Source organism: Neobacillus mesonae (assembly GCF_001636315.1).
Taxonomy (GTDB): domain Bacteria; phylum Bacillota; class Bacilli; order Bacillales; family Cytobacillaceae; genus Neobacillus; species Neobacillus mesonae.
In genome coordinates this window covers 1,858,570-1,883,173 of the sequence record NZ_KV440949.1, presented here as the reverse complement: position 1 = coordinate 1,883,173, position 24,604 = coordinate 1,858,570, and the positions used below count along the sequence as shown (strand labels likewise).

The window sequence follows — 24,604 nt, the reverse complement described above, 5'->3', positions numbered from 1 at the left end:
ATATTTTATATTATAATAGCATCCTCAATAAAAGTAAAAATATTCTTAAATTATGAACAATTAAGAGGCGGAAGTAATCCGGCTTTTTTGTTGTTTATGAAATAGGAGAACCGTCTCAATGCATCATCCTTTATGCGAAATTTGTCGAGCGAATATGAAGGGGTTTACGGGATAATTAGGTGTCAATTTACTGAAAATTCAGGTATATTTGTTATGATTGTCTATTACTATTGAAAGGATGATTTTATGAAGAAGTTTTTTGTGGGCTGGCTGGCATTGCTGATGATGCTGTCGGTATTGGCCCAAACAGCTTTCCCGCTGTCTGAAGTGGAGGCTGCGGAAGACTACAAGGTTATTAAACTAGATGTAAGCCGGGATCTGTTCTCACTGACTGAGGCTCGCACCGTAGAGGTTCAGGCTGATTTTGGCAAGGACGTTGATTTAACGCAGCTACAATGGATGTTTGGCGGAAAGAGCATTAAAGATTGGAAAAAGTGGACAAGCGGTACCGCTTATAACGGTACCCAGTTTATTACGGTAAAAGAAGCCCCGCACTATGTTGATGGAACCACGACGATTAAAGCCACCCTTGAGTTTGGACTGCTTTATAACAGAAATGATTTATCAAACAGAACCATACGCACGCAATATCAACAGTTTATCGGTGATTATGAATTAGCCTTAGTTAATCCGGCGGCTAAGGCGAAGGCGGCAGCGACGGTTAAGCTGAATGTTTATGATGAATTCTTATTCTACGATCAACTAAAGCCGGCGATTGATCAAATTTTTGCTAAAGCAAAAGCAAATCCGGACAATAACCGCTACCTTGAGTATCACAGTCTGGGCAAGACTGTCCAGGGGCGCGATCTTCACTTTGTCATTCTGGCAAAAAATAAAAATGCTGTTGATAAATACTTAAATGAAACCCTGCCTACCGCGTTAGAAAACCCGGAGAGCTTGATTAAGAAATTAGAATCAGGAACGATGGGTGATTATCAAGTGCCGATTTGGATGAACAATATCCATCCTGATGAAATAGAAGGCGTCGATACCTCAGTTGAGCTATTGAAAAAGTTTGCCCTCGAGGATGAGGTAAGCTATAAAACAGGAAAAGGGGACAAAGAAACAACCGTTAAGTTAAATGTCGACAAGGTTCTTGACGATGTGATTTTTCTTTATATGTTTACCAACAATCCTGATGGCAGAGTTGCCAATACAAGAGCGAATGCCAATGGCTTTGACCTGAACCGGGACAACCATTATCAAACACAAGTGGAAACACAGCAGGTGACGCAAGAGATTGCCAGATGGTCCCCGCTGTCATTTGTTGATATGCACGGCTATGTGAGCGGATTTTTAATCGAACCAACGACACCGCCGCATAACCCGAACTATGAGTATGACCTGCTTTATAACGAAATGATTAACCAGGCGAATGCAATGGGCCAAGCGGGGATTGGCAATTCGAGCTTAACTTCCTATTTTATTCCGGCTGAAACTTGGGAGGATGGCTGGGATGATGCGACTCCGGCCTATACGCCAATGTATGCGATGCTTCACGGATCGTTAGGGCATACCGTGGAAGTGCCGACACTAAGTCAAAATGCGTTTCATGCGATGGTTGGTGTCGGGCTTGGAGCGGCCAAGTTTGTCTTTGATCATAAAGAGGAGCTGTTTAAAAACCAGCTTCAGATTTTTGACCGTGGTGTAAAAGGGATTGATGACCGTGCTGTCGACAAATATTTTGTTAACGCAGCCGGTGAATCAATTGGCCGGGTTAGAGGCGGTCATGATAACTTCTTCCCAGATTACTATGTGATTCCGACAGATGACAAGGAGCAAAAGAATAAGCTAGAAGCCTACAAAATGGTCAACTATTTACTCCGAAACGGGGTGAAGGTGGAGCAGACAACAAAAAATCTGAAGGTTGCAGGGACCATGTATCCGAAAGGGACCTTTGTCGTTTCGATGAAGCAGGCGAAACGGGGAGTTGCCAATGCGATGCTTTCTAAGGGTGAGAACTCATCGGACTGGGCGGCAATGTACGACCCGATTGTGACCGATTTCCCTGATCTAAGAGGCTTCGATGTTCGGGAAATTCGTCTTCCGGATGCTTTTAGCAACAGTACTATGAAGGTGACAAATGTCACTACTCCAAAAGGTGCTGTAGTAGGCAATACGCCAAAGCAGGTATTGGCAAATTCAAACAATGATACTATTAAACTAGTAAATGAACTGCTGAAAAACGGTGTCGTAGTTGAAAAAGCAACAGAAACAAAGGCTGGGGTCAATAGAGGTGACTTTATTGTCAGCACGAAGGACCTTCAGGTTTATGGGAAAAACTATTATTTTGAAGCGAAGCCTTTAGGTACCACGAATCAGCTGAAAACTGAACAATTGAGAAAGCCTAAGGTGACCGTCACCGGTTCCTCGCAATTGAATTTTTCTCTTAGAGAGCTCGGGTTTGACCTGGTTTCTCAAGCGGAGGCCGACGTCATTATTAGTGATAGCGCCAGCTTTAATCCAAGCAGCATTTCTGGAAAAACATTTTTGGGTATTGGAAATTCTGCCTTAAGGGCTGTGAAAAGCAGCGGGGCGCTTCCTGGGTTTGATTACAAAGCAACAGCCAATGGCCATGAAGGATTATTTAAAGCCGTTGTAAATGAGCACGTCCTGACTTCCGGCTACCAAAAGGAAGAGCTGCTGTATTCAACAACAGGATCATGGATTACCTCCGTTCCTGAAGATGCAGAAGTCTTAGCAAGCTTCAGCAACGCAGATGATTTCTATATTTCTGGCTGGTGGCCAGGCCATAAAGGCGCAAAGGGCCAAACACTGGCTTTTACGAAAAACTTTGAAGACTCGACGATTACCCTGTTCGCCAATGACCTTGCCTTCCGCGCCCACACACAATACAGTTACCGCCTCATCGCCAACAGCATCTACGCATCCGTGGGCACCGAGGTAATCAAGAAAGGCAAAGGAAAAATCAAAGGCAAAGAAATCAAAGCCCAGAATAATAAAGAAGAAAAATCATTCTTCGAAAAAGGTCGCGACCGCGACTAATGAAACAAGGGGAGGGTTCTTCTGCACCATGAATGATGCAGGAGAACCCTCCCCATGCTTCCTATCTAACGCTGTCGAAGGAAAACTGTCTCATAGGAAGGTTCTATGGGACAGACCGCAGCAATTTAGAAAAGAAATTGTCTCATAGAAAGGGGCAAATTATTTTATCGGTCCATGATTAATAAGTGACAATGCCTCATTAACCTCAAAGATTTTCCCGCGAATGTCCGTAATGCCGAAGCTATCCAGCCGTGCTGAGTGCATCGTTAAATAATTTTCCGCATCCTCTTTTGTTTCGAATAAATAGACACCGCCAGATTCTTTGGCTTCAGCATTCTCTGTCCAAATCTTCCAAATCACACCTGGCTCATCATTTATACTTTTTGCCAAATCCACAAATGCCTTAGACATTTCCTCACCAAATGGCCCATCCATTTTAAAATCTACTTGTAATAGATATGTCATGAGTACAACTCCTTTTGGTTTTTACTCATATTATCACATTGGATCTTAAGAAGCATAGATACGGTTCGAAACTGCTAGAAAAACTGTCCCGATTGTCACCCTGCTTTTTGAAAAGGCGTAAAAATAAACATTATATCAGAATAATATTCGTGTTTGGTCGAAATATACGGATAATTTTAATATAATTTATGGTAATGTTCGTATTTTGTGTTGACTAATTCTTTCATTCCCCTTAAGATAAAAAAGTGAAAATTGTCGAAAAATAGGAGTGGAAATATGATCTTCAAAGAGCAGTACTCAGAAATCCACCAAATTGCAAAAATGATTTTTGCAAACCCTGAGCTTGGGTATAAAGAGTATAAAACAAAACAAACAGTAGTTGACTTTTTAAAGAAGGTGAATCCTCAAATCGATCTTGAGGAATTCAGCAAAACAGGATTAAAGACAAGACTAAGCGATAACAAGCCATTCACGATTGCTTTCATCGCGGAGCTGGACGCGGTTTATGCCCCGTCGCATCAATGGTCGGACAAGTCAACAGGTGCGGCTCATAACTGCGGCCACTATACACAGGTAGCAATTGCCTTGGCGCTGTACAACTACTTCATCCAAACTGGGGCCCATCAGAAGTACGACTTTAACCTGGCGTTTATTTTTGTACCGGCGGAAGAATACTTGGATTTAGCCTACCGCGACGAGCTATTGGCTAAAGGCGAAATTTCTTATTACGGCGGCAAGCCGGAAGCGATGAAATTAGGCGTGTTCGATGATATTGATGTCGGGATTTGTGTTCATGCCATGGGCGGAGAATTCCCGGAACGGACAATCGAAGTCAACTGTGACCTGGCTGGATTTTTATATAAAAAATACACCTTCCACGGTAAAGCAACACATGCTGGTTTTGACCCGTTCTCAGCGAAAAACGCCTACAGCATGTCCACGTTATTTAATGTGGCATTAGGACTTGCCCGCCAGCAGCTGAAGGATTCGGAAATGGTTCGCATCAATCCGATTGTGATGGAATCGGATATGTCGACAAATGTGGTGCCGAATCAAATTACCGTTGGAAGCGATCTGAGGACACAATCAGTCGAGTATATGAAGGAAGCGGCTGCTAAAATGGATGACGCCGCCAAAGGAAGCGCAATGGCATTGCAAGGCGACGTGACCATCAAAACGCAAATGGGCTATCTGCCATTTAAACAGGATCGCTATCTGACAGAATTTGTTGCCAGCGCTTTTGAAAAAAATCAGGAAATCACAGCGATCCGTAAAGATACGCCAATCAGTGCGGCCGGTGATATCGGCGATCTATCATATATGTTCCCATGCATTCAAATCGGCTACAGCGGTTTTACCGGGACGATTCATGGTGATGACTTCATTGATATTGATCCTGAGTATATTTTCGAAATCTTCCCAAGATTCCTAGCGCAGGTTTTTGAAGAAATGAATGGAAGTATTGATCAAGCAAAGCTGTACAAGCGTTCCTACAAAGACTACGAAGAATTAATTCAATCTATTAACGAATAGGGGCAACTAACGATGAAATTGAACTTTATTTTATTGCTTATTTTTTCACTCCTCGTCATTACCGCGGCTGAAATGATCGGCTTTCAAAGCATTCCACTCGGTCCGATTTCGATTAACTTATTGCCGCTTGTGTTTGCGATTTTGATTTCGATGGTGCTCGGATTTGGCATTTTTCGAAAGGGCATTTTTAAAAAGATTTACAGTGAAAAAAATGTTTCCTTTGCCAGCAAGTATTTAATCTTTATCATGCTGCCGTTAATGGCACGCTATGGTGCAGATGTGGCGCCTAAATTGCAGGAAATTTTAAACATTGGCTGGATTTTCTTAATCCAAGAATTCGGTCATTTGGGCACCGTGCTGCTAGGTCTGCCGGTTGCACTTTTCCTAGGTTTAAGACGGGAAGCGATTGGTGCGACACTAGGATTAGGACGTGAAGGGGAATTAGCTTATATTTCGGAAAAATATACGCTGGATTCGGATGAAGGACGCGGTGTTTTATCGCTGTACATTATCGGAACTATTTTCGGCGCAGTATTCTTCAGTATTGTGGCCCCGATGTTATTGCATTTGGGGTATCGGGTCGAGGCGTTAGCGATGGCATCCGGCATGGGTTCCGGAAGTATGATGACGGCTGCTTCTTCGTCGTTAGCAGCGACCATTCCTGAAAAACAAAAAACGATTATTGCCTATGCTTCTGCCAGTCAGCTGCTGTCCAGCTTCATTGGAACCTTCGTAATGGTGTTCTGTGCAGTACCGTTGCAGCAATTTATGTATAAATTATTGACGAGAGGAAAAGGTGACAAGTCATGGAAACAAGCGGTTTAAATAAGTTTGTAAAATATGGTTTGGTAGTCCTTTTAAGTATAGCCTTGATTTTATTTACCCAAGAGATTAAGCTGTTGAAAAATCCAGACGCAACACCGATTTCATCAATGACCATTTGGGGTCTGCTTACGCTTTGGCTGTTCTCGGTAATTGGAATTATGATTTCTGAATTGGCCAAGAAACAGCCCATCGGTTTTATTAAAAATTTCCCTGTATTGGGCTGGGTATCGATTACTTCGTTGGTCTGCTGTTTAATGTCCGACACATTCGTAAAAGCTATTGGTTCGGTGGATTTCTTATCAATTACGACACCGATCCTTACATTTGCCGGAATCTCAGTGGTTGACCGACTGGCCGACCTGCGAAAAACCTCCTGGAAAGTGGCCATCGTCGCCGTTTTCGTCTTCATCGGCATCTACGTCGGTAGCGCCACCCTGTCCCAAATCGGACTAATGGTTTCAGGACACTAATGCATAGGGACGGTTCTCTTGATTCAACGATGAGGGGGCAGACTCAATCGCATTACAGGTTAGGGAAATTGTAATATTTAAGGGGCAATAAGGTTTTAATAGACCTTGCTGCCTCTTTTTTATGCCTATAAAGGTTAATGTGAAATTTTCTATAACCTTAGAAAAGTGTTGACCTATTCAAAACTTCTATAAAAAATGTGAGGCACAAGAACCGTCCCATGACTCACAAAATCATTCAGCAAAAAAGGAATACCAATAAGGTACGAGTACCGTCCCCATGTACATTTAAAATGTATATATTTGTAAGAGTTGCTGGTACAATAGGCTATAAGAGATATAGATTATGAGAGGGAAGTGGTGGTTATATTGAGGCGGTTCGTGGCAGTTATAACTGTCTTTGTGTTTGTTTTTTCAAGTCTTAGCGCGTTGCAGGTACGAGCTGCTGTAGTTGGACCTGTTATTAAGGCTGTAACCATTGACAAATGGGAGGCCGGTCCCGGTGATGATGTCACAGTAACTATAGATGTGGACGAACTGGACCCAGGCGACTTACAGATACAGGTTTTTTATCGGGGGCCTGACGGAGTTGCTCTAAAGAATCCGTTCGCCATATTCAATCAAGAAACAGGTAAATATGAGGCGAAATTCACGATTGGAAGCAAGGATCGGCCTGGCGTGTGGAAACTGGACCAGATCAATATCTGGGATAAAAAGTTTAATTCAGACTACCTCAAAAGAGACTATCTGCCAAACCCGGAAGATGCTGATTTGACCGTTGTCAATCCAGATTTTGATGTTACCCCGCCCGTTGTTCATTCCGTTAAGGTTGATAAGCAAAAAGTTACAGAAGGGGAGTCTATCACTCTATCGGTTGAGGCGTCCGACGAACAATCAGGGGTTTTGACTGTGTCCGTCTTCTACCGAAATGGGAAGTATGGAATAGGTGGAAGTGCAGATTTTAATCCCGAAACCGGTAAGTACGAAAGGGTTATCCGAATCGGTAGTCCTGCGGCAACGCCAATTGGTACATGGACATTATTAAGCGTAGAGGTAGAAGATCGGAATCACAATAGGGCGGAATTCTATTCGGTCCCATACAGTGATTCGTTTAAAGTGCTTGACAAGAACAGTACGGCTCCACCCCCGCCTGTCGTCAACGGTGTGTCCGAAGTTGATACCATGGTTACGGGAAGAACCGAACCCTCGACCGATGTTACCGTTAAAATTGGAGAATTAGAATACAAAGACACTTCAGATCAAAATGGTTATTTTTCCATAAGTATTCCAAGACAGGCGGAAGGAACCGTCATAATGGTAACGGCGATAAACCTTTCCGACAAGACAAGCCCTGCGTCAGTAATTATTGTCACAGATGGAACAGCACCCGACGTACCAACGGTTGATGCAGTGACAGATATCTCCGAACGGATCACAGGAAAGGCAGAAAAAAATTCAACTGTAGAGGTGACACTGGGCACTAAACTACTTGGGTCAACCGTTGCTGAGGATGACGGTTCCTTCATTATCCCGTTGGAAGCGAACCAACTCCTATTTTTTACAGGTCATGAACTATCAGTGACAGCAACGGACAAAGCAGGTAATCGAAGTCCAGCAGCAATTGTCGCTATTGGGAAAGGTTTACCTCCGTCGCTGCTAACCGTTAATGAAGTAAGCGATCGATCTACCGAAGTGACAGGGTCGACAGATAGTGGAGCTTTTGTAACTGTTACGATCGGCCAAGCTGCCTATACTACAGAAGCTGATTCACATGGAATTTTTAAAGTAGACATTCCAGTACAAAAAGCCGGTACAGAGCTCAGCGTGATTGCTAGTAACAGTTCCGGCAAGGCAACAAAACCCGTTATCCGTTATGTAGTCGACCGGACAGCACCTGAAAGGCCGGTCGTCAACTCGGTTTCTAATCTTTCCAAGGAAGTCCTTGGGAAGGCCGAGCCAAGATCAACGGTAACGATTACGATAGGAAAAGCAATTTTTGTCACCACAACTGGAGCAGACGGATGGTTTACGGCGGCCATTCCACAGCCGAAAGAGGGAATAAATATTACGGTAACAGCGAAGGACAAAGCTGGCAATGTAAGTAAAGCGGCTGTGGTTAAGGTTCTGGATAAAATTGCCCCTGCCATTCCAAAAGTTAATGCGGTTTCTAATCTATCAAAAATAATAACAGGCAAGGCAGAAGCGAAATCGACAGTAACCGCGATAATAGGGACATCAAAATATACTGTGGCGGCGGACGGCTCCGGCAATTTCTCGATTCCAATTCCACTAAAAAAAGCGGGCACGAAAATTTCAGTTACTGCTAAAGATGTTTCCGGCAATATAAGCAGTCCGCGCTTGTTAATGGTTCTGGATAAAATTGCTCCAGCTCCGCCAAAGGTGAAGAAAGTCTATCGAACTAGCAAAACTGTAACCGGAACAGCTGAGAAAAATTCCATCATTACGGTAAAGGTTGGAACTAAAACTATCGGCACTGTAAAAACAAACAAGAGTGGAAAATTCACCGTCAAAATCAAACCACAAAAGCGAAAAACCAAACTAACCATCACAGCCACCGATGCAGCCAAAAACAAAAGCAAACCTACGCTGGTGAGGGTTTATTAATGAGACCTGGGGACGGTTCTCCCGCTTCACTTTCTAGGAAGCGGAAGAACCGTCCCCATTTGCTTCTACTAGATTCCGATGCTTCATATGATAGAAAGAGATGGGGGTGTGGCTGATTGGATTTGCTGCTGACGAATGAGATTTTGGAGACGATTATTGATTGTGCGTATGAGTGGATTGTGGTGGTGGATACGGATGGGCAGATTGTGTATATTAATCAAAATTATTGCCAGTTTCTTGAAATTGAGAAGGGGGATGCGCTTGGCCGGCATGTGACAGAAGTCATAGAGAACTCAAGGATGCACATCGTGGCGCGAACGGGCAAGGAGGAGATTGCTGACCTGCAGTATATCAAAGGAAATTACATGATTGCTAACCGGATTCCGCTTTTTTCTAACGGGCGGCTGTTCGGTGCCTTAGGAACGGTTATTTTTCGTGATACGAAAGAGTGGAACAGAATGAACTCGCATATTAAAAGCCTGCTGCCCAAGCTGCAGACGTACCTGCAGGACTGGAATGAAAGCAGCGGTGCGAAATATACGTTACAGGACATTAAGTCGGTATCTACAGCGATGCACGAACTTAAGCAAAAAGTGAAAAGCGTGGCGTCAGGGGATATTTCCGTATTGATCCGCGGTGAGAGCGGGACCGGAAAGGAATTGTTTGCCCACAGCATTCACATCTTGAGCCCAAGAAGTCATCAGCCCTTCATCAAGGTCAATTGCGGCGCGATTCCAGAGCATTTGCTGGAATCTGAACTATTTGGGTATGAGGAAGGCGCCTTTACGGGAGCGAAAAAGGGCGGCAAGAAAGGGAAGTTCGTGCTGGCCCACGGCGGAACCATTTTTCTCGATGAAATTGGGGACATGCCTCTAAACATGCAAGTGAAGCTGCTCCGGGTCCTGCAGGAAAAAGAAGTCGAGTCGGTCGGATCATTGAAGCCAATCCCTGTCGATGTCCGAGTCATCGCCGCCACCAACCGCCCATTGGAAAAAATGATCGAGGAGAAGCGGTTCCGTGAGGACTTGTTTTACCGCATCCATGTAGTGCCGTTCAAAATTCCACCGTTGCGGGAGCGCCCGGAGGATATCCCATATTTGACAGACTATTTTCTTGAAAAAATTTCCCGGCGGGCCGGAAAGCGGGTCACGACGATTGATGAGGAAGTCCGCCGTGTGTTTGACCGTTATCATTGGCCCGGGAATTTGCGGGAGCTCGAAAATGTGGTGGAAGCCGCGGTGCATCTAACGGACGGCGAAAGAATCACCCTATCCTCATTGCCGGAATCTTTGATGGGCGACCCGAAAGTGTTGATTGGGCAGCTGTCGTTAAAGGAAATTCTGGAGGAGACCGAAAAGCGAATCCTCGAACGCACACTGGAACAGTTTCACCACGATAAACTTGAAGCCGCTAAAGCGCTCGGCATCAGCAAGTCGAGTATGTATGAAAAAATAAAGAAATATCGGCTGGAGGGTAATTTTTAATAGAGAATTTGAGAGGAATTATTGCGGGGAAATTGAATCCGCGAAATTATGGTGGAATTCCGCGAAATAAACGAGAAAGTCGGCGAAATCCCAGCCAAAATCGGCGAAATAAAAAGCCATGTCCGCGAAATAAATCGTAAAACCGCGAAAATCATAATCAGAACCTAAAAAGATAGCAATTTTTAACGCGCCAAAAGTATCATCGGCGGAATTATTTTGAAAACCCGCGGAATAAACGAGCAAATCGGCGGAATAAAACGAGAAAGCCACGGAATAAATCAAAAAAACCGCGGAATTCCATTCAAAACCCGCGGTATTCAACCAAAAACAAATTCCAAAATTCCGGAATCCATTCCAGAATTCCGGAATCAACAGAAAAACTAATTATGTAAGTGGTTACAAGCAACCTGCCATTCTACGATTCCAAATTTCTGGACAAGGAAACCCAAACCTTGATGGTAAATAGTAATTTTTCATCTTGGCATAGTGCTTGCATATATAAAGACAAGACAACAAAAAAGGAGGAGATTTTTTAAAAAGAATAATCCCAAGTTTAAAAAGAGATTTTTACACGAGAAGAATGGAAAGAATCATTTAGCAAAAGGGGGAAAAGCAATGCTAAGTATGATCGGCCTGATTGGGGGCTTAATTCTCTTAATCTATTTAACGATGAAGGGGATGAATTTGCTAGTCGCAGGGCCCTTGTGTGCGCTGTTCGTTGCAATCCTGAGCGGTCTGCCGCTGTTTCCACAGCAGGTTGGCGAGGGGGAAGCCAATTTAGTAGCGAACTACATGGGCGGTTTCTCGGGATTTGTGACCTCCTGGTATTTAATGTTCTTGCTGGGGTCGATATTTGGAAAGGTTATGGAGGACAGCGGGGCGGCTGACAGTGTGTCCAAATGGGTTGTTGAAAAATTGGGCATGAAGCATGCCGTGCTAGCGGTCGTGGCGGCCTGCGCCATTTTAACCTATGGCGGTGTTAGTTTGTTTGTTGTGGCATTTTCGGTTTATCCTATGGCGTTAAGCTTGTTTAAGCAAGCAAATCTGCCGCGCCGCTTTATCCCTGCTGCGCTGTCGCTTGGGTCAGTCACATTTACGATGACCTCTGCCGGGTCGCCGGAAATTCAAAACTGGATTCCAATTGAATTTCTCGGAACTTCGCCATATGCCGGCTGGGAGGTCAGCCTCATCGTTGCTGTGTTTATGGCTGTTTTTGGCTTCTGGTGGCTGAAACGCATGATTAAAAAGGCTGTCGCCAAGGGAGAAACTTTTATCACACGTGACAATGATCCTGCGGTGGAGGATAAAAAATTGCCGAATCCGCTGACGGGCTTGGTTCCGTTGCTGGTCGTCCTCATTATTTCCTTTGTTTTTCACGATACTCTCAAACAATCGGCACTTATTATTGCGTTGTTAGGCGGGGTAATCGCGACTTATTTACTGAATCGTACTTACTTTAAGTCATTTTGGAACGCGGTTTCCGATGGAACGATGGGCGCGCTGGTGGCGATTGGTAATACAGCTGCAGTGGTTGGCTTCGGCGGTGTTGCGAAGGCTGTTCCGGCATTCCAGCAAGCGGTTGAGGCGATGACCAGCATTCCGGGAAGTCCGCTCATTGGCGGCGCGATTGCGGTCAGCGTAATTGCCGGGATGACCGGTTCGGCTTCCGGCGGGCAGGCGATTGCCTTACCGCTTTTGGCTCCGCATTATATGGATATGGGTGTCAATGCGGAGGCGCTGCACCGGACAGTGGCAATTTCCTCGGGCGCGCTTGATTCGCTGCCGCATAATGGCTACGTCGTGACAACAATCCGCTCGATCTGCGGCGAATCTCATCAGGATGCCTACGGCGCAGTCGGTGCTTTAACGGTTATTGTTCCGGCGATAGGTGTCGTATTAGCGATCGTTCTATTCTCACTTGGGTTAGGTATTTAAGGTTTTGTGAGGGGGCGGTTTGTCCAGTCAACCCAGTGGGAATACTAATTAGGAGCTTTTTAAGAAACGGTGTCAGGCACCATGTGAATATTTCACATGGTGCCTGACACCACCTCATGGAGATTTCACCCAGCAGGGAGGATGTTTTTTTACATGGTAGAGGATAAAGTGGTTTTTATTACGGGTGCAGCGCGCGGGATTGGTTTTGAGATTGGAAAATCCTTTGCCCAAAATGGTGCGAGGGTTGTGCTTAGCGACTTGGACCGAAGCGGGCTGGGGGAAGCAATCTCCTCCTTAAAAGCAGAGGGGTTAACGGCGGTTGGAATAAAGTGTAATGTCACATACGAAAAAGAACTGAAAAAGGCACTGGATTACACTGTTGCGGAATATGGACGGCTGGATGTCCTGATCAATAATGCCGGCCTGCAGCACGTTGCCCCGATTGAGGAATTCCCAAAGGAAAAATTTGAACTGCTGGTGTCAGTTATGCTGACAGCACCGTTTCTGGCGATCCAACAGGTTTTTCCCATTATGAAAAAGCAAAAGTTCGGCCGGATTATTAATATGGCGTCGATTAACGGACTGATCGGATTTGCTGGAAAAGCGGCTTATAATAGTGCCAAGCATGGGGTGATTGGGCTAACCAAGGTAGCAGCCCTTGAAGGGGCAGAGCACGGGATTACGGTTAATGCGGTATGCCCGGGTTACGTTGACACACCACTTGTCCGCAACCAGCTGGCCGATCTTGCCAAAACTAGAGATGTCCCATTAGAGCGTGTATTGGAAGAGGTCATCTACCCGCTCGTTCCGCAAAAACGGTTACTAAAAGTAGAAGAAATCGCAAACTATGTCATGTTCCTAGCCAGCGACCAAGCATCAGCCATCACCGGCCAAGCCTGCGTCATCGACGGCGGCTACACCGCCCAATAAAATAGGGACGGTTCTACTGCTTTATAAATGAAGCGGAAGAACCGTCTTTTTGTTATAGTGGAACATTCGTTCGTAAAATCCTGGTAGATTAATAAATATTATGATAATCTTAATCTAGCAGCTACATAAAGTAGATGGGCGGTTGGCACTCCCTGCAAGGAAGGGGGTGTTCTAATGGTGACATACGAAGCAATAAACACGCTTTTGCAATTTGGCATTTTCCTTGCCACAGCCTTAGCATCAATTGTGGCAATCATCGCACTCGTCACCAACAGAAAAAAGAAGTAACCGCCCCTCTCCCGACCAAAGGAATAGGCATGTTACTTCTTTTTAGATCATCGATTCATATTCAATAGGTCAGCTGCTCTTCATGCGGCATGTAGCTGCTGCCTGACTGAGCACTCACCATGCTCGGTCTTTTTTATTATAAACTTATTATATAAGTAAATATACATAGGCGTCAAATAGTGAGACACGGGGACGATTCTCCTGCTTCATCAATGAAGCGGAAGAACCGCCCCCGTGCATAGTGCTCTTTTTTTAAGACTGTTTTGATTCGTCAGGCTGGATTAAGGCGACATTATTAGAGACATTGACTGAAATTATCTTTTCATTTTTGCTCCTTCTGCCTGCAATTGGGGTAACCAATTGAAAGCTGCCTTTAAATACTATACTAACTGCATACGTAACGATAAAGTTGACGATAAGTGAAATTAAACCGATATTTATGCCGAAGGCATTTATATGATTAAAGTGCATCAAGACAGCTGTTGCGGTCCCAGCAACCACACCGGAAATAATTCCTCTCGGTGTTACTTTCCGGAAGAAAAATACGGATAAAAGTCCCGGAACAAATTGAGCGAAACCGTAATAGGCCATCTCAATAATGTTAAGCATTAACTGCGGAACATAGATGGTGATGAACATCGAAATGAGAAGATAGACCAAGACGAAGATTTGTACCCATTTTCGCTGTGACCGTTCCGGAATATTACGAACCAAATTTCTTGAAACGACTCCACCAAGGTTTAAACTTATGACAGATAACACTAAAATCCCTGATAAGGCTGCACCCGCTGCAACCAAACCAACGAGCCAAGGTGGTAAAAGGGCTAAAGAAGCCGCAATAAATGAATTATTTGGCTGTTCCAGATTTGGAATCGCTACTAAAGCATAATAAGCGGTTACCACTAGAAAAGGATACATCAGCATATATAACGGCATGAACCGTTGCGTTTTCTTAACTGTTGCCTCCGATTTAGCCGTCATGACAGCAGCAACAATAAGGGCAAAGTTAAAAGCAATCGCCTGCACAAATGAAGTGGTGACAGTGTACACAATATCTTTCGGCTGATCGATGGTAACAGAGGCACCTTTCGCTTTTACAAGCGTAAACAAATCGGAAACGCTGCCAACCTTCACAATAACGACAATACCGACAACCACAATGGCACCGAACATGAGAATATCTTTTACAATCGAAATTAGAGCCGGAGCTTTTACCCCCGAAACAGAAATATAAATATAAGCTATGGCTCCTGAGATTAACACGGCAACCGTAGGGGAAAGGTTAAAGCCCAATGCACTTAGAGCAACAATCAATCCTTGAAATTGCAGCTGTGCCCACGGTATAAGAAAAATCAAAAAGGCAAGGGTAATAATCAGTTCCAGTCCTCGATGAGAATAATGTCCCTTAAAGATATCTGGCAGTGTCATGGCCCCGTATTTTTTACCGGCCCGCCAAATTAGTGGAGCAATGTAATAACCTACAGGATAGGCAAGTAATATATAAGCCAGGAACCAAATCCCATAACTTGGCCCCATGGCATAAATACCCCCTGGAAATCCAATCATCGTTCCAATACTGTAAACTTCCCCAACGGCCAGAAAGAAAAGAATCATGCCGCTAAATGATCTGCCGCCTACCAAGTATTCCTCCACATTCATTACATCTTTTCCGCTCCGTGAAAACACGGCGATAAGAAGAGTGAGAAGAAGAATAGCAATAAACACAACCGATGTCATCATTGATCCCCTCCTTCATCAAAACCGTCTTCATAAGCGTGGCGATCGAAAAAGTGCCACGAAATACATAAGCAAACGGTTGTTAATGGGAACCAAAGGAATACCCAGAAATAAAGAATGGGAAAACCTAAAACCGTGGAACCCATTTTACTAATGAAGGGAATAACACCCAAAACGGCTGCGAAAGGAATGACAAGTCCTACCAAAACGCTTGCAAACTGACGTGATAACACTATACCCCCACCTCCAATTGATTTATAGATTATTGTGAAACTAAAATACCTTTTTCATAGACGACCTTTCCGCCGATAATGGTCATCAATACAGAAATATCTTTAATTTCAATTGGACTCACTTTTGTTGGGTCTGCCTCAAGAATAGCAAAATCGGCCTTTTTCCCGATTTCAATGCTGCCTGTGTGGGCTTCATCAAAATTCAATTGTGCGCCGTATATGGTCATGGAACGCAGGGCAGTTTCCACATCAATTCTCTGGTCCGCTCCTAATACTTTTCCTTCACTTGTCAAGCGATTAACGGCAGCCCACACAGAAAATAATGGCGAAATAGGGGTGACAGGACAATCCGAATGCAAGGTGAATAACAGGTTGCGCTGAATAGCATCCGCTAACGGACTAATCCGTTTTGCTCGCTCAGGTCCTAAAAACACCTTTTCATGACGATCACCCCAGAAGTAAACATGGTTGATAAAAAAAGAACCTGCGACACCAAGCCTTGCCATACGGTCTAAATCTTCTAATGTAGCGGTCTGCACATGCTCAATCCGGTGACGATGATCATTCCGAGGTTCCTTACTTAAGGCATACTCTAAAGCGTCTAAAATAGAGCCAATCGCCCGGTCACCATTTCCGTGGATCGCAATTCGGAACCCTCTTCGATGTAAATCGTATACTTCTTCATTGAATTTCTGCTGGTCATGACAAAGATCACCATATAACTCGGCATCACATTCATACGGTTTCCTTAAAGCACCAGTTAGTCCTTGGATGGAACCGTCTTGAAACAATTTTGCACTGTCCAGCCTTGCCATGCCATTCGTGCGCCTTTGTATTTCCTCATTCAGTTCATCTGCCGTATAATTTGCAAACGGGCCAGTTGGCCGCAGCAGATCATGCATAACCATCAATTGCATGCGCAATGGATTGGCATCTCTTTCAATCGCTTGAAGATGAAAATCATAATCCTTGATTCCGCCTCCAAGCCCAACCCCGGCATCCGTATTTGTTGTAATGCCTTGGGCAAGATAATCCTCTATGCCTTCCTTTAACAAAGCAATTTGTTCATCGATAGATTTTTCAGGGATTTTCGAGTAAACACTTTCCATTGCATCGAACTCATAAAGAACTCCGTTTATCCTGCCTGATTGATCGCGTCCAAAATAACCGATGGCAGGGTCCGGCTGATCATCGGAAACTCTAGCCATTTGCAGTGCTTTTGAATTGGCGACAGCGAGATGGGCGCTAATGTGCTTTATGCAGACTGGATGATCGGGCGCGATTGCATCCAAATCCTCACGGGTTGGATGGCGTTTTTCTTGTATTAGGGTATCGTCATATCCATACCCTAATACCCATTCTCCCTTTGGAGTCTGTTCTATTTTTTGAAGAAGACTTTGTTGAATATCTGAGATGGTGCGGTTAAGTGGAGAGCTGCAATTTACTTGGTCTTTTGTAAGGGCGTACATCGGTAAGTGGTTATGTGTATCAATAAAGCCTGGTATAAGTGTTGCACCTTTTAAATCAATCATTTGTGTTGAAGCAGAACAGCTGACAGCATCTTTTGGTGGATTGGCTTCCTCCCAAATTCCGACTATCCGGCCATCCTTTACGGCAACGGACCCTGCGCGGTGCCCATTCTCGTCAAGTGTTAAAACATTAGCGTTCGTTAACAACAAATCAGCATGTACCAAAATAAATTCCCCCAATTTCGTTTTGTACTAAAAGAAAGCATGAGAGACCAGGTGAAAAGTGTACTTGTATGAAGCTAGAATCACTTTGTAATTCTTAAGATTCTAACATCATGACATCCGGACCTTTATAATAGGCACACCTCCTTCTGAATTATTATAAAATTCACAATTTTATTTAAACATGTCTTAAAAAATTTAACAATAAATTTGGGGTCGTTTGTATCAAAAACAGGAAAATCTTCCTAAAAAAGTTGTTGTGATATATCCAAAAAAAAACAAGAAATCAATGTGTTTTACCGAGTAGGGTAGAACAGATCGATTTCTTGCTGCACTTAGATGCCTATATTTTAGGTATGGAATCCTTATTCATTTTTTTCTTCTTTTTGGGCAACATCAGTTTCTCCTAAAAATGTTTCAACTGCTTTTTTGTTTTGCTCTAAATCTACTTCCAGCACCTCGCCGACATCTTGGTAGCGTTTATTTTCGAAACTTCCATTTTCAGGAATTCTTAATGTTTCAATCTTCCCGGCATTGTTTGTTAACATGTCTTTTCCAATCGTTAAAAGAGTGGAGGTTTCAATATTTGTATCCACATATGCCTTTGAAATTTCTAATAGTTTAGGAAGTTTGGTCACACTATTAAGGCTAATTGCTTCTTCCTTTAATTTCGAAATCACTTCTTGCTGTCTCTGGACCCGTCCGAAGTCGCTTAACCGGTCCTGGCGAAAACGGACATAACCGAGCAGCTCCTTACCATGCAGTGTTTGCTTCCCTTTGTCTAATGTCATTCCAATCCCTTTAGACATCTTATGGGGCACGTCCACTTCAATTCCATTTGGAACGAGAACATCAACTGCTTTTTCAAATCCCTTAAAGTCGACGATCGCATAATATTGGATATCCAGGCCGAAGTTTTCTTTCAGCGTCTGTCTTAGTAATTCCGGACCGCCATATGAATAAGCAGCATTCAATTTTTGCTGTCCGTGCTGTGGGATAGAGACATACATATCCCGCATAAATGAAATCAGTTTGACCTTATGTGCTTTAAGATCGTAATGTCCAACCATAATCGTATCCGTTCGCGCCTGTTTTTCGCCGCGTGAGTCACTTCCTAAAATAAGGACATTTACTTCGTCTGTTTTATTTTGCGTTTTTTCAAAAGGAGGACTTTCCTTTCCTTGAACGAAATGTTTTTCTTCTACTTTTTTAAATGGCTGATTAAGTGTATTTACTGTTTTTTCTATGTATTGATAAACTGTTAAAAGACCAATCACAAAGATTCCTAAGAAAAAAAGGGCGCCAAGTACTCTGCCCCATCTTACCCGGACCTTCCTATTCATCTGTGCCAAATTTGCACCACCCATTTTGCTATACTCTTAAGACAATCATTATTCCATAATTTGTTTTCACTTCTATGAACAACAGGTTACATATTGATAAAAACTTTATTACATTTGATGATGCATGGGAACGGTCTCCTTCCTCATGGAGCTTGGCTTTGGTAGAGACGATTTTATTGGATTCAAAGTAGGTTTTGTCTTTAATCGGAGGGCTTAAGGACAATTTTAAAAGGAAGGCCGCACGATTTGTCTTCAATAGAGGGTACTGGGGACAAATTTATAAGGAAAGCAGTTCGTCATGTCTTCGATAGAGCGTATTGGGGACAAATTTAAAAGGGAGTGAGCTCATTTAGTCTTCAATAGAGGGTATTGGAGACAAATATAAAAGGGAGTGATCTCAATTTGTCTTCAATAAAGGGTATTGGAGACAAAATTAAAAGGGAGTGATCTCAATTTGTCTTCAATAAAGGGTATTGGAGACAAAATTAAAAGGGAGTGATTTCAATTTGTCTTCAATAAAGGGTATTGGAGACAAATTTAAAAGGAGGGATCTCATTTTGTCTTCAATAGAGAGTATTGAGGACAAAATTAAAAGGGAGTGATCTCAATTTGTCTTCAATAGAGGGTATTGGAGACAAATATAAAAGGGAGTGATCTCGTTTTGTCTTCAATAGAAGGTATTGGGGACAAATTTATAAGGAAAGCAGTTTGTTTTGTCTTCAATAAAGGGTATTGAGGACAATTTTAAAAGGAGGGTAGCTCGTTATGTCTTTAATAGCCAATATTTTGGACGGTCTATTGTTTGATAAAAGACCGTCCCTGTGCTTCCACCTTACAACTTACTTTCTACCGCTTTCAATTTCCGTTCCATCGTATTTTCCTTATCCCGCCGGTCGTCAATCCGGATATTGGTACATACTCTTTGTGCGCCTTTTTGAAACGGCAGCTCATGCAGCTGCTGGACAATCTCAAGCAATTCCTTTAAATCGCCCTCGATTAACGTACTCATCGGCGTTAATTCATACTTGATTTTCCCTTCATACCCCTTCAAAAACTTATGTATTTCCGCCACATACCCGCTGACACTAGGTGTAGCTGTTCCCACAGGGATTACAGTAATATCAACAATAGCCATTATACTTCCTCCTAAAATTGGATGGTTCCTTTTAATATTAGCACAACACTAAGGGCATAGGAAAAGCAGTAGGGGGAGGGCGATTTAGAACGAAAGAATAGGTAAAAAAACGTCCCTTACACTTCCTTTTCAACCAAGGAAGCGCAAGAGAACGTGCAGTTCCGCTAAAAGAACTATCCCTATGCTCTATAGTGCCCTTTCCCAAAACCTTCCGCGAGTAATTCCGTCGATAAAGCTTTGGATGCCGGTAGTTTTTATGTTGTAAACTCCTTTAGCTTCTAAGCTGATGGGGCTGTATAATATCGCATTTGGATTGCTAAGGGAAAGGGCTAAAGGTTTGAAATGTTTATACGTAGTTTGAATAAATTCCAGTATAGGTGTCTGAATAATCTCCTCGTTACTGATTAATAAGGCTGCATCAAAAAGGCTGGAATCGGCTGTATCGTATGTGTCTGTCACTTTTAATGACTGATTTAATTTGTATATCTTTTGATCTACAATACTATAATTGATCTTATGATTAGCGAACATCTCAAGCCAGTTTGTCAGCGTCTCAACATCGGGTTTTCCATTCAGAAGAATCGCAACACTCTTGGTATCCGGTTTGTTAATGGTATTTGCCATACTAAGGGCAGGAGATACCTTCGCTGATTGTACTTCATAATTTTCTTCAGGAACTGGGGCACCAATATTCGCTGCTACTCCCTCTGCCAGTTGGCGGTCAATATGATTTATCAATGAAATGGCATTTGCCTTCACCATGTCCGATTTACATTTTCCGATCTCAAAGCTAAAGGCATCTTTAATATGCTGCTGCTCATGAGAGGTAAGGCTGTTATAAAATAATTTAGCCTGTGAGTAAAAATCGTGGAAACTCTCGCTGCGGCCTCTAATTTTTCGCCCGTCGATTTTCTCTTGATAATGCTCATAGCCTCCCTGGTCAGCGGGAACTGTTTCAGGCTGATTGCCATTTAGTCCGTTGCGATGATAGCTTGTTTGACCATGATGGATGGTCATTTGATGCATGCCATCCCGCTGATTATTATAGAAAGGGCAGACCGGCTGATTGATCGGGATTTGATGGAAATTTGGACCGCCGAGCCTGGATAGCTGTGTATCCGTATACGAGAATAACCGGCCTTGCAGAAGCGGATCATTCGAAAAATCAATACCCGGGACAACATGCCCAGGGTGAAACGCCACTTGCTCGGTTTCGGCAAAGAAGTTATCGACATTACGATTCAACGTCATCTTCCCGACAAGCTTCACAGGGACCTCTTCTTCCGGCCATAATTTCGTCGGATCTAAAATATCAAAATCAAAGCTGTGTTCATCCTCCTCTGGAATGAGCTGAAGTCCAAGTTCCCATTCTGGATAATCCCCTTTTTCAATCGCTTCATATAAATCCTGGCGGTGGAAGTCCGGGTTTTTCCCGGCAATTCGTTGGGCTTCATCCCAGACTAATGAATGAACACCTAGGGCAGGCTTCCAGTGGAATTTGACAAAATGCGCCTGTCCGTCGGCATTGACCAGGCGGAAGGTATGAACACCGAAGCCTTCCATCATCCTTAAACTCCGAGGGATTGCGCGGTCACTCATGTGCCACATAATCATGTGAGCCGATTCCGGATTTTGCCCGATAAAATCCCAAAATGTATCATGAGCGCTGGCGCCCTGCGGAATTTCATTGTGCGGCTCCGGTTTAACAGCATGGACAAAATCAGGAAATTTAATGGCGTCTTGAATAAAAAATACTGGCATATTATTGCCGACTAGATCAAAATTGCCCTCATCTGTATAAAATTTAGTGGCAAAACCGCGGACGTCCCGGACTGTATCGCTAGAGCCCCTTGAACCCTGGACGGTTGAAAAACGAACAAATACAGGTGTCGTTTTCGATGGATTCGTAAGAAAATCAGCTTTTGTATAATCTGCTAAGGACTCGTAAAGCTGAAATACACCATGGGCCCCAACACCTCGGGCATGAACGACGCGTTCCGGAATCCGTTCATGGTCAAAATGGGTCATTTTTTCGCGAAAGTGGAAATCCTCCATCAAAGTCGGCCCCCGTACTCCTGCCTTCAATGAAAATTCATCCTCCGCCATTTTAAGTCCCTGGTTCGTCGTTAAACCGGCCTTTTTCTCATTGTTGATCGTATATTGCCCCAACTGCTCCAACTTTTTATTTTCCATCTTGAAAGCAAACCTCCTAAAAACCAATTTGCTTTTTTAAGTACCCTGTTTATGCGGGATGAAACATGGGAGGGGAGAAGAACCCGCTCGTGTAGCTGCAAACTTCTATAGAACTCTTCTAGGGGACAACCCAAGCGTCCAAATCGAAAAAACAGTCCCATAACCTTCACATAACAAAAAAGGGACGGCTCTTCGCTTCCTAGTAAAAGGAAGCAGAAGAACCGTCCCCGTGCATCATCCAGATTTCCTGCCAAGGTAAGCTTCGACAATTCGTGGGTCTTCTAGTAAATCCTGTGCTGGGCCGTGGATAATGACTTTTCCGGTTTCTAGAACGTAGCCGTAGTCAGCGATTTTCAACGCCTGTTTGGCATTTTGTTCAACGACAAGCACCGTAGTTCCAGCATCTTTGATTTCCCGAATGATTTTAAAAATATCCGCGACAATCAAAGGGGCGAGTCCCATCGATGGTTCGTCGAGCAGCAGCAGTTTTGGCTTCGACAACAAGGCTCGGGCAATCGCGAGCATTTGCTGCTGGCCGCCTGAGAGCGTGCCGCCAAGCTGACTTTTTCGTTCTTTTAAAATTGGAAAGCGCTCCATCACCGTATCGAGATCCTTAGCGATTTCCTTGTCTTTCCGCTGATACGCACCCATTTCCAGATTCTCAAGCACGGTCATCCCTGATAAAATCGCCCGGCCTTCCGGAACCAAAGAGATGCCCTTTTTTACAAGCTGGTCTGGTCTTAAACCAGTAACATTTTCTCCTAAAAATTCAACCGTTCCATTTTTCGGCTTAAGCAAACCAGCGATGGTCTTCATTGTTGTCGTTTTTCCGGCGCCGTTCGCACCTAGAATGGTGACAATTTTGCCCTGTTCGACTTCCAGGCTGACCCCTTTGAGCGCTTGGATTTTTCCGTAATATGTCTCGATTCCCGATACTTTAAGCAATTTCATCATCCCCCTCTGATCCGAGGTAGGCTTCAATGACCGCCTGGTTGTTCTGGATTTCCTCTGGCGTCCCCTCAGCGAGCTTTTTCCCAAAGTTTAACACGGTAATTCGGTCACATAGCTTCATCACAAGCGGCATGTCATGTTCAATTAACAGGGTCGTGATGCCTCGTTCCTGAACCTTTTTAATCAAATAATACAAGTCGGCTGTTTCGGTATCATTCATCCCCGCGGCGGGTTCGTCCAATAGTAACAGCTTCGGATCACTTGCCAAGGCTCTGGCGATTTCGAGCCGGCGCTGCTGCCCGTACGCTAAGTTTTCTGCCACCGCATCTTCAAACTCGGATAAGCCCACCAATTCGAGAAGTTCGCGCGCTGTTACCCGTAATCGTTCTTCTTCAGCGCGCTGTGACTTTGTCCGCAGCACTCCGCTAAAGACACCTGAATGACTGCGGGAATGTCCGCCGACCAGCACATTTTCGAGCACCGACATCTGTGAGAACAGGCGGATGTTCTGGAAGGTCCGGCAGATGCCCTTATTAGTAATTTTATACGGCTTAGTGCCGGTGATTTTTTCATCGAAAAACGTAATTTCGCCCGATGTCGGAGGGAACATGTTCGTGATCATGTTAAACATGGTGGTTTTGCCCGCTCCGTTTGGGCCGATAAGACCGTAGATTTCGCCTTCCTTAAGGGAAAAAGAAACATCGGTTAACGCAGAGATCCCGCCAAAATTTTTAGAGATGTTTTTGATGTTTAGAACCATGCTTCCCCCCCCTTTTTGGCAGCTGCAGTTTTTGTAAAAGATTCACATCAATAATCCCTTGCGGACGGAAGGCCATCATTAGGATTAAAATGGCACCATAAATCATATAGCGGTATTCGCTGATAAAGCGTAATACTTCCGGCATTAAGGTCATAAAGCTGGCCCCGAAAATCGAACCCCAAATGACTTCGCTTCCGCCGAATACGGCAAAAATCAAAATCTCTACCGCACGATGATAAGAGAAATCCGCAGGACTGATGTAACCCATGACATGGGCGAATAGGGCGCCCGCAAAGCCTGATATAACCGCCCCTTGGACAAAAGATAAAACTTTATAGTAGGTAATATTGATTCCCATGGCCTCTGCCGCTTTTTCATCCATTTTAATCGCAGCAAACGCGCGGCCGACACGGGATTTATTTTGTCTGATAAGAAACCAGATTAGCAATATATTAATGATGACTAACAGAATCAAAACTAGTAAATAAACAAATTGGTTATTTTTCAAACCGATGGATAGCGGGTTAAAGCCGGCATCCCTAAAGAATTTCAGCAGTTCGCGGCCGATTTGCGGAATACCGGAAAGACCGACGGCCCCTTTCGTCAGCGATTCCCAGTTGATGAGGAATACACGAATGACTTCACCAAAACCGAGAGTGGCAATCGCCAGGTACACTCCCGTTAACCGAAGTGAAGGGATTCCAATTAGAATGCCGATAATTCCGGCTGCTAATGCCCCGGCAATAACACCGACGACGATCGGCATATCATAGTTAATCGTTAATAATGCTGATGTATAGGCTCCAATCCCCATAAATCCGGCGTTTCCCAAAGAAAGCTGTCCGGAAGAAAGGGTAACGTAAATGCTTAAGCCTAGAATAATATTAATCATAATAAACGAAGCGACTTGAAGGTAGTAAGGATTTATAAAATCTCCAAGCAT

The 24,604-nt window shown here is 43.9% G+C and carries 19 protein-coding genes; 9 read left to right on the top strand and 10 right to left on the bottom strand.

Annotation, left to right across the window (positions count from 1 at the left end; translation table 11 throughout):
* The first annotated feature begins 246 nt into the window (after positions 1 to 246).
* Positions 247 to 3,066 carry a M14 family metallopeptidase gene (locus tag A6749_RS09150; protein ID WP_066388448.1) on the top strand — a complete coding sequence of 940 codons (2,820 nt, stop codon included), beginning with the start codon at positions 247 to 249 and terminating at the stop codon, positions 3,064 to 3,066.
* 159 nt (positions 3,067 to 3,225) lie between these two features.
* Here A6749_RS09150 and A6749_RS09145 read toward each other — a convergent pair whose 3' ends face one another.
* Positions 3,226 to 3,531 carry a monooxygenase gene (locus A6749_RS09145; protein WP_066388446.1) on the bottom strand — a complete coding sequence of 102 codons (306 nt, stop codon included), beginning with the start codon at positions 3,529 to 3,531 and terminating at the stop codon, positions 3,226 to 3,228.
* A 276-nt stretch (positions 3,532 to 3,807) separates the two neighbouring features.
* Between A6749_RS09145 and A6749_RS09140 the strand changes: the two genes are divergently transcribed.
* The 8 genes from A6749_RS09140 to A6749_RS28850 all read left to right on the top strand — a co-directional run bounded on the left by A6749_RS09140 (position 3,808) and on the right by A6749_RS28850 (position 13,618).
* Positions 3,808 to 5,064, top strand: a complete 1,257-nt coding sequence (locus tag A6749_RS09140; RefSeq protein ID WP_066388443.1) for a M20/M25/M40 family metallo-hydrolase — start codon at positions 3,808 to 3,810, stop codon at positions 5,062 to 5,064.
* A 12-nt stretch (positions 5,065 to 5,076) separates the two neighbouring features.
* The gene (locus tag A6749_RS09135) at positions 5,077 to 5,889 is read left to right on the top strand and encodes a DUF3100 domain-containing protein (RefSeq protein ID WP_066388440.1); all 813 of its coding nucleotides are present in this window, start codon (positions 5,077 to 5,079) and stop codon (positions 5,887 to 5,889) included.
* Positions 5,871 to 6,359: a hypothetical protein gene (locus A6749_RS09130; protein WP_066388430.1), complete on the top strand. Its 489-nt coding sequence runs from the start codon at positions 5,871 to 5,873 to the stop codon at positions 6,357 to 6,359. Before A6749_RS09135 ends, A6749_RS09130 begins: the two co-directional genes overlap by 19 nt.
* Before the next feature lie 378 nt (positions 6,360 to 6,737).
* Positions 6,738 to 8,981: an Ig-like domain-containing protein gene (locus tag A6749_RS09125; RefSeq protein WP_066388427.1), complete on the top strand. Its 2,244-nt coding sequence runs from the start codon at positions 6,738 to 6,740 to the stop codon at positions 8,979 to 8,981.
* Positions 8,982 to 9,103: 122 nt separating this feature from the next.
* Positions 9,104 to 10,465: a sigma-54 interaction domain-containing protein gene (locus A6749_RS09120; RefSeq protein ID WP_066400892.1), complete on the top strand. Its 1,362-nt coding sequence runs from the start codon at positions 9,104 to 9,106 to the stop codon at positions 10,463 to 10,465.
* A gap of 615 nt (positions 10,466 to 11,080) precedes the next feature.
* A complete protein-coding gene (locus A6749_RS09110; protein ID WP_066388413.1) occupies positions 11,081 to 12,400 on the top strand; it encodes a GntP family permease in 1,320 nt (439 codons plus the stop codon).
* Positions 12,401 to 12,553: 153 nt separating this feature from the next.
* Positions 12,554 to 13,330: a 3-hydroxybutyrate dehydrogenase gene (locus A6749_RS09105; protein ID WP_066388410.1), complete on the top strand. Its 777-nt coding sequence runs from the start codon at positions 12,554 to 12,556 to the stop codon at positions 13,328 to 13,330.
* A 174-nt stretch (positions 13,331 to 13,504) separates the two neighbouring features.
* A complete protein-coding gene (locus A6749_RS28850) occupies positions 13,505 to 13,618 on the top strand; it encodes a putative holin-like toxin (protein WP_236719641.1) in 114 nt (37 codons plus the stop codon).
* Positions 13,619 to 13,870: 252 nt separating this feature from the next.
* Here the strand turns inward: A6749_RS28850 and A6749_RS09100 are convergent, their stop codons facing one another.
* The 9 genes from A6749_RS09100 to A6749_RS09060 all read right to left on the bottom strand — a co-directional run bounded on the left by A6749_RS09100 (position 13,871) and on the right by A6749_RS09060 (position 24,604).
* Positions 13,871 to 15,358: a sodium:solute symporter family protein gene (locus A6749_RS09100; protein ID WP_066388407.1), complete on the bottom strand. Its 1,488-nt coding sequence runs from the start codon at positions 15,356 to 15,358 to the stop codon at positions 13,871 to 13,873.
* Complete coding sequence (locus tag A6749_RS09095) at positions 15,355 to 15,588, bottom strand: DUF3311 domain-containing protein (RefSeq protein ID WP_066388404.1); 234 nt, start codon at positions 15,586 to 15,588, stop codon at positions 15,355 to 15,357. The genes A6749_RS09100 and A6749_RS09095 overlap by 4 nt, the downstream gene beginning before the upstream one ends.
* Positions 15,589 to 15,617: 29 nt before the next feature.
* Positions 15,618 to 17,282, bottom strand: coding sequence for an amidohydrolase (locus tag A6749_RS09090; RefSeq protein ID WP_066388400.1), 1,665 nt, complete (start codon positions 17,280 to 17,282; stop codon positions 15,618 to 15,620).
* A 362-nt stretch (positions 17,283 to 17,644) separates the two neighbouring features.
* Positions 17,645 to 18,622, bottom strand: coding sequence for an LCP family protein (locus A6749_RS09085; protein ID WP_066400891.1), 978 nt, complete (start codon positions 18,620 to 18,622; stop codon positions 17,645 to 17,647).
* An 832-nt stretch (positions 18,623 to 19,454) separates the two neighbouring features.
* Positions 19,455 to 19,757 carry an MTH1187 family thiamine-binding protein gene (locus A6749_RS09080; protein ID WP_066388390.1) on the bottom strand — a complete coding sequence of 101 codons (303 nt, stop codon included), beginning with the start codon at positions 19,755 to 19,757 and terminating at the stop codon, positions 19,455 to 19,457.
* 186 nt (positions 19,758 to 19,943) lie between these two features.
* Positions 19,944 to 21,950 (bottom strand): catalase, encoded by a 2,007-nt coding sequence (locus A6749_RS09075; RefSeq protein WP_066388384.1) that lies wholly within the window; start codon positions 21,948 to 21,950, stop codon positions 19,944 to 19,946.
* A gap of 234 nt (positions 21,951 to 22,184) precedes the next feature.
* A complete protein-coding gene (locus A6749_RS09070) occupies positions 22,185 to 22,895 on the bottom strand; it encodes an ABC transporter ATP-binding protein (RefSeq protein WP_066400890.1) in 711 nt (236 codons plus the stop codon).
* On the bottom strand, positions 22,888 to 23,661 hold the full coding sequence (locus tag A6749_RS09065; RefSeq protein ID WP_066388378.1) for an ABC transporter ATP-binding protein: 774 nt from the start codon (positions 23,659 to 23,661) through the stop codon (positions 22,888 to 22,890). Before A6749_RS09065 ends, A6749_RS09070 begins: the two co-directional genes overlap by 8 nt.
* Positions 23,633 to 24,604, bottom strand: coding sequence for a branched-chain amino acid ABC transporter permease (locus A6749_RS09060; RefSeq protein ID WP_066388376.1), 972 nt, complete (start codon positions 24,602 to 24,604; stop codon positions 23,633 to 23,635). The genes A6749_RS09065 and A6749_RS09060 overlap by 29 nt, the downstream gene beginning before the upstream one ends.

What these genes read in the sequence shown, in the direction of transcription:
- A6749_RS09150 (WP_066388448.1), top strand. Translation starts at nt 247, where the DNA reads ATGAAGAAGTTTTTTGTGGGCTGGCTGGCATTGCTGATGATGCTGTCG.
- A6749_RS09145 (WP_066388446.1), bottom strand. Translation starts at nt 3,531, where the DNA reads ATGACATATCTATTACAAGTAGATTTTAAAATGGATGGGCCATTTGGT.
- A6749_RS09140 (WP_066388443.1), top strand. Translation starts at nt 3,808, where the DNA reads ATGATCTTCAAAGAGCAGTACTCAGAAATCCACCAAATTGCAAAAATG.
- A6749_RS09135 (WP_066388440.1), top strand. Translation starts at nt 5,077, where the DNA reads ATGAAATTGAACTTTATTTTATTGCTTATTTTTTCACTCCTCGTCATT.
- A6749_RS09130 (WP_066388430.1), top strand. Translation starts at nt 5,871, where the DNA reads ATGGAAACAAGCGGTTTAAATAAGTTTGTAAAATATGGTTTGGTAGTC.
- A6749_RS09110 (WP_066388413.1), top strand. Translation starts at nt 11,081, where the DNA reads ATGCTAAGTATGATCGGCCTGATTGGGGGCTTAATTCTCTTAATCTAT.
- A6749_RS09105 (WP_066388410.1), top strand. Translation starts at nt 12,554, where the DNA reads ATGGTAGAGGATAAAGTGGTTTTTATTACGGGTGCAGCGCGCGGGATT.
- A6749_RS28850 (WP_236719641.1), top strand. Translation starts at nt 13,505, where the DNA reads ATGGTGACATACGAAGCAATAAACACGCTTTTGCAATTTGGCATTTTC.
- A6749_RS09100 (WP_066388407.1), bottom strand. Translation starts at nt 15,358, where the DNA reads ATGATGACATCGGTTGTGTTTATTGCTATTCTTCTTCTCACTCTTCTT.
- A6749_RS09085 (WP_066400891.1), bottom strand. Translation starts at nt 18,622, where the DNA reads ATGAATAGGAAGGTCCGGGTAAGATGGGGCAGAGTACTTGGCGCCCTT.
- A6749_RS09080 (WP_066388390.1), bottom strand. Translation starts at nt 19,757, where the DNA reads ATGGCTATTGTTGATATTACTGTAATCCCTGTGGGAACAGCTACACCT.
- A6749_RS09075 (WP_066388384.1), bottom strand. Translation starts at nt 21,950, where the DNA reads ATGGAAAATAAAAAGTTGGAGCAGTTGGGGCAATATACGATCAACAAT.
- A6749_RS09065 (WP_066388378.1), bottom strand. Translation starts at nt 23,661, where the DNA reads ATGGTTCTAAACATCAAAAACATCTCTAAAAATTTTGGCGGGATCTCT.
- A6749_RS09060 (WP_066388376.1), bottom strand. Translation starts at nt 24,604, where the DNA reads ATGCTTGGAGATTTTATAAATCCTTACTACCTTCAAGTCGCTTCGTTT.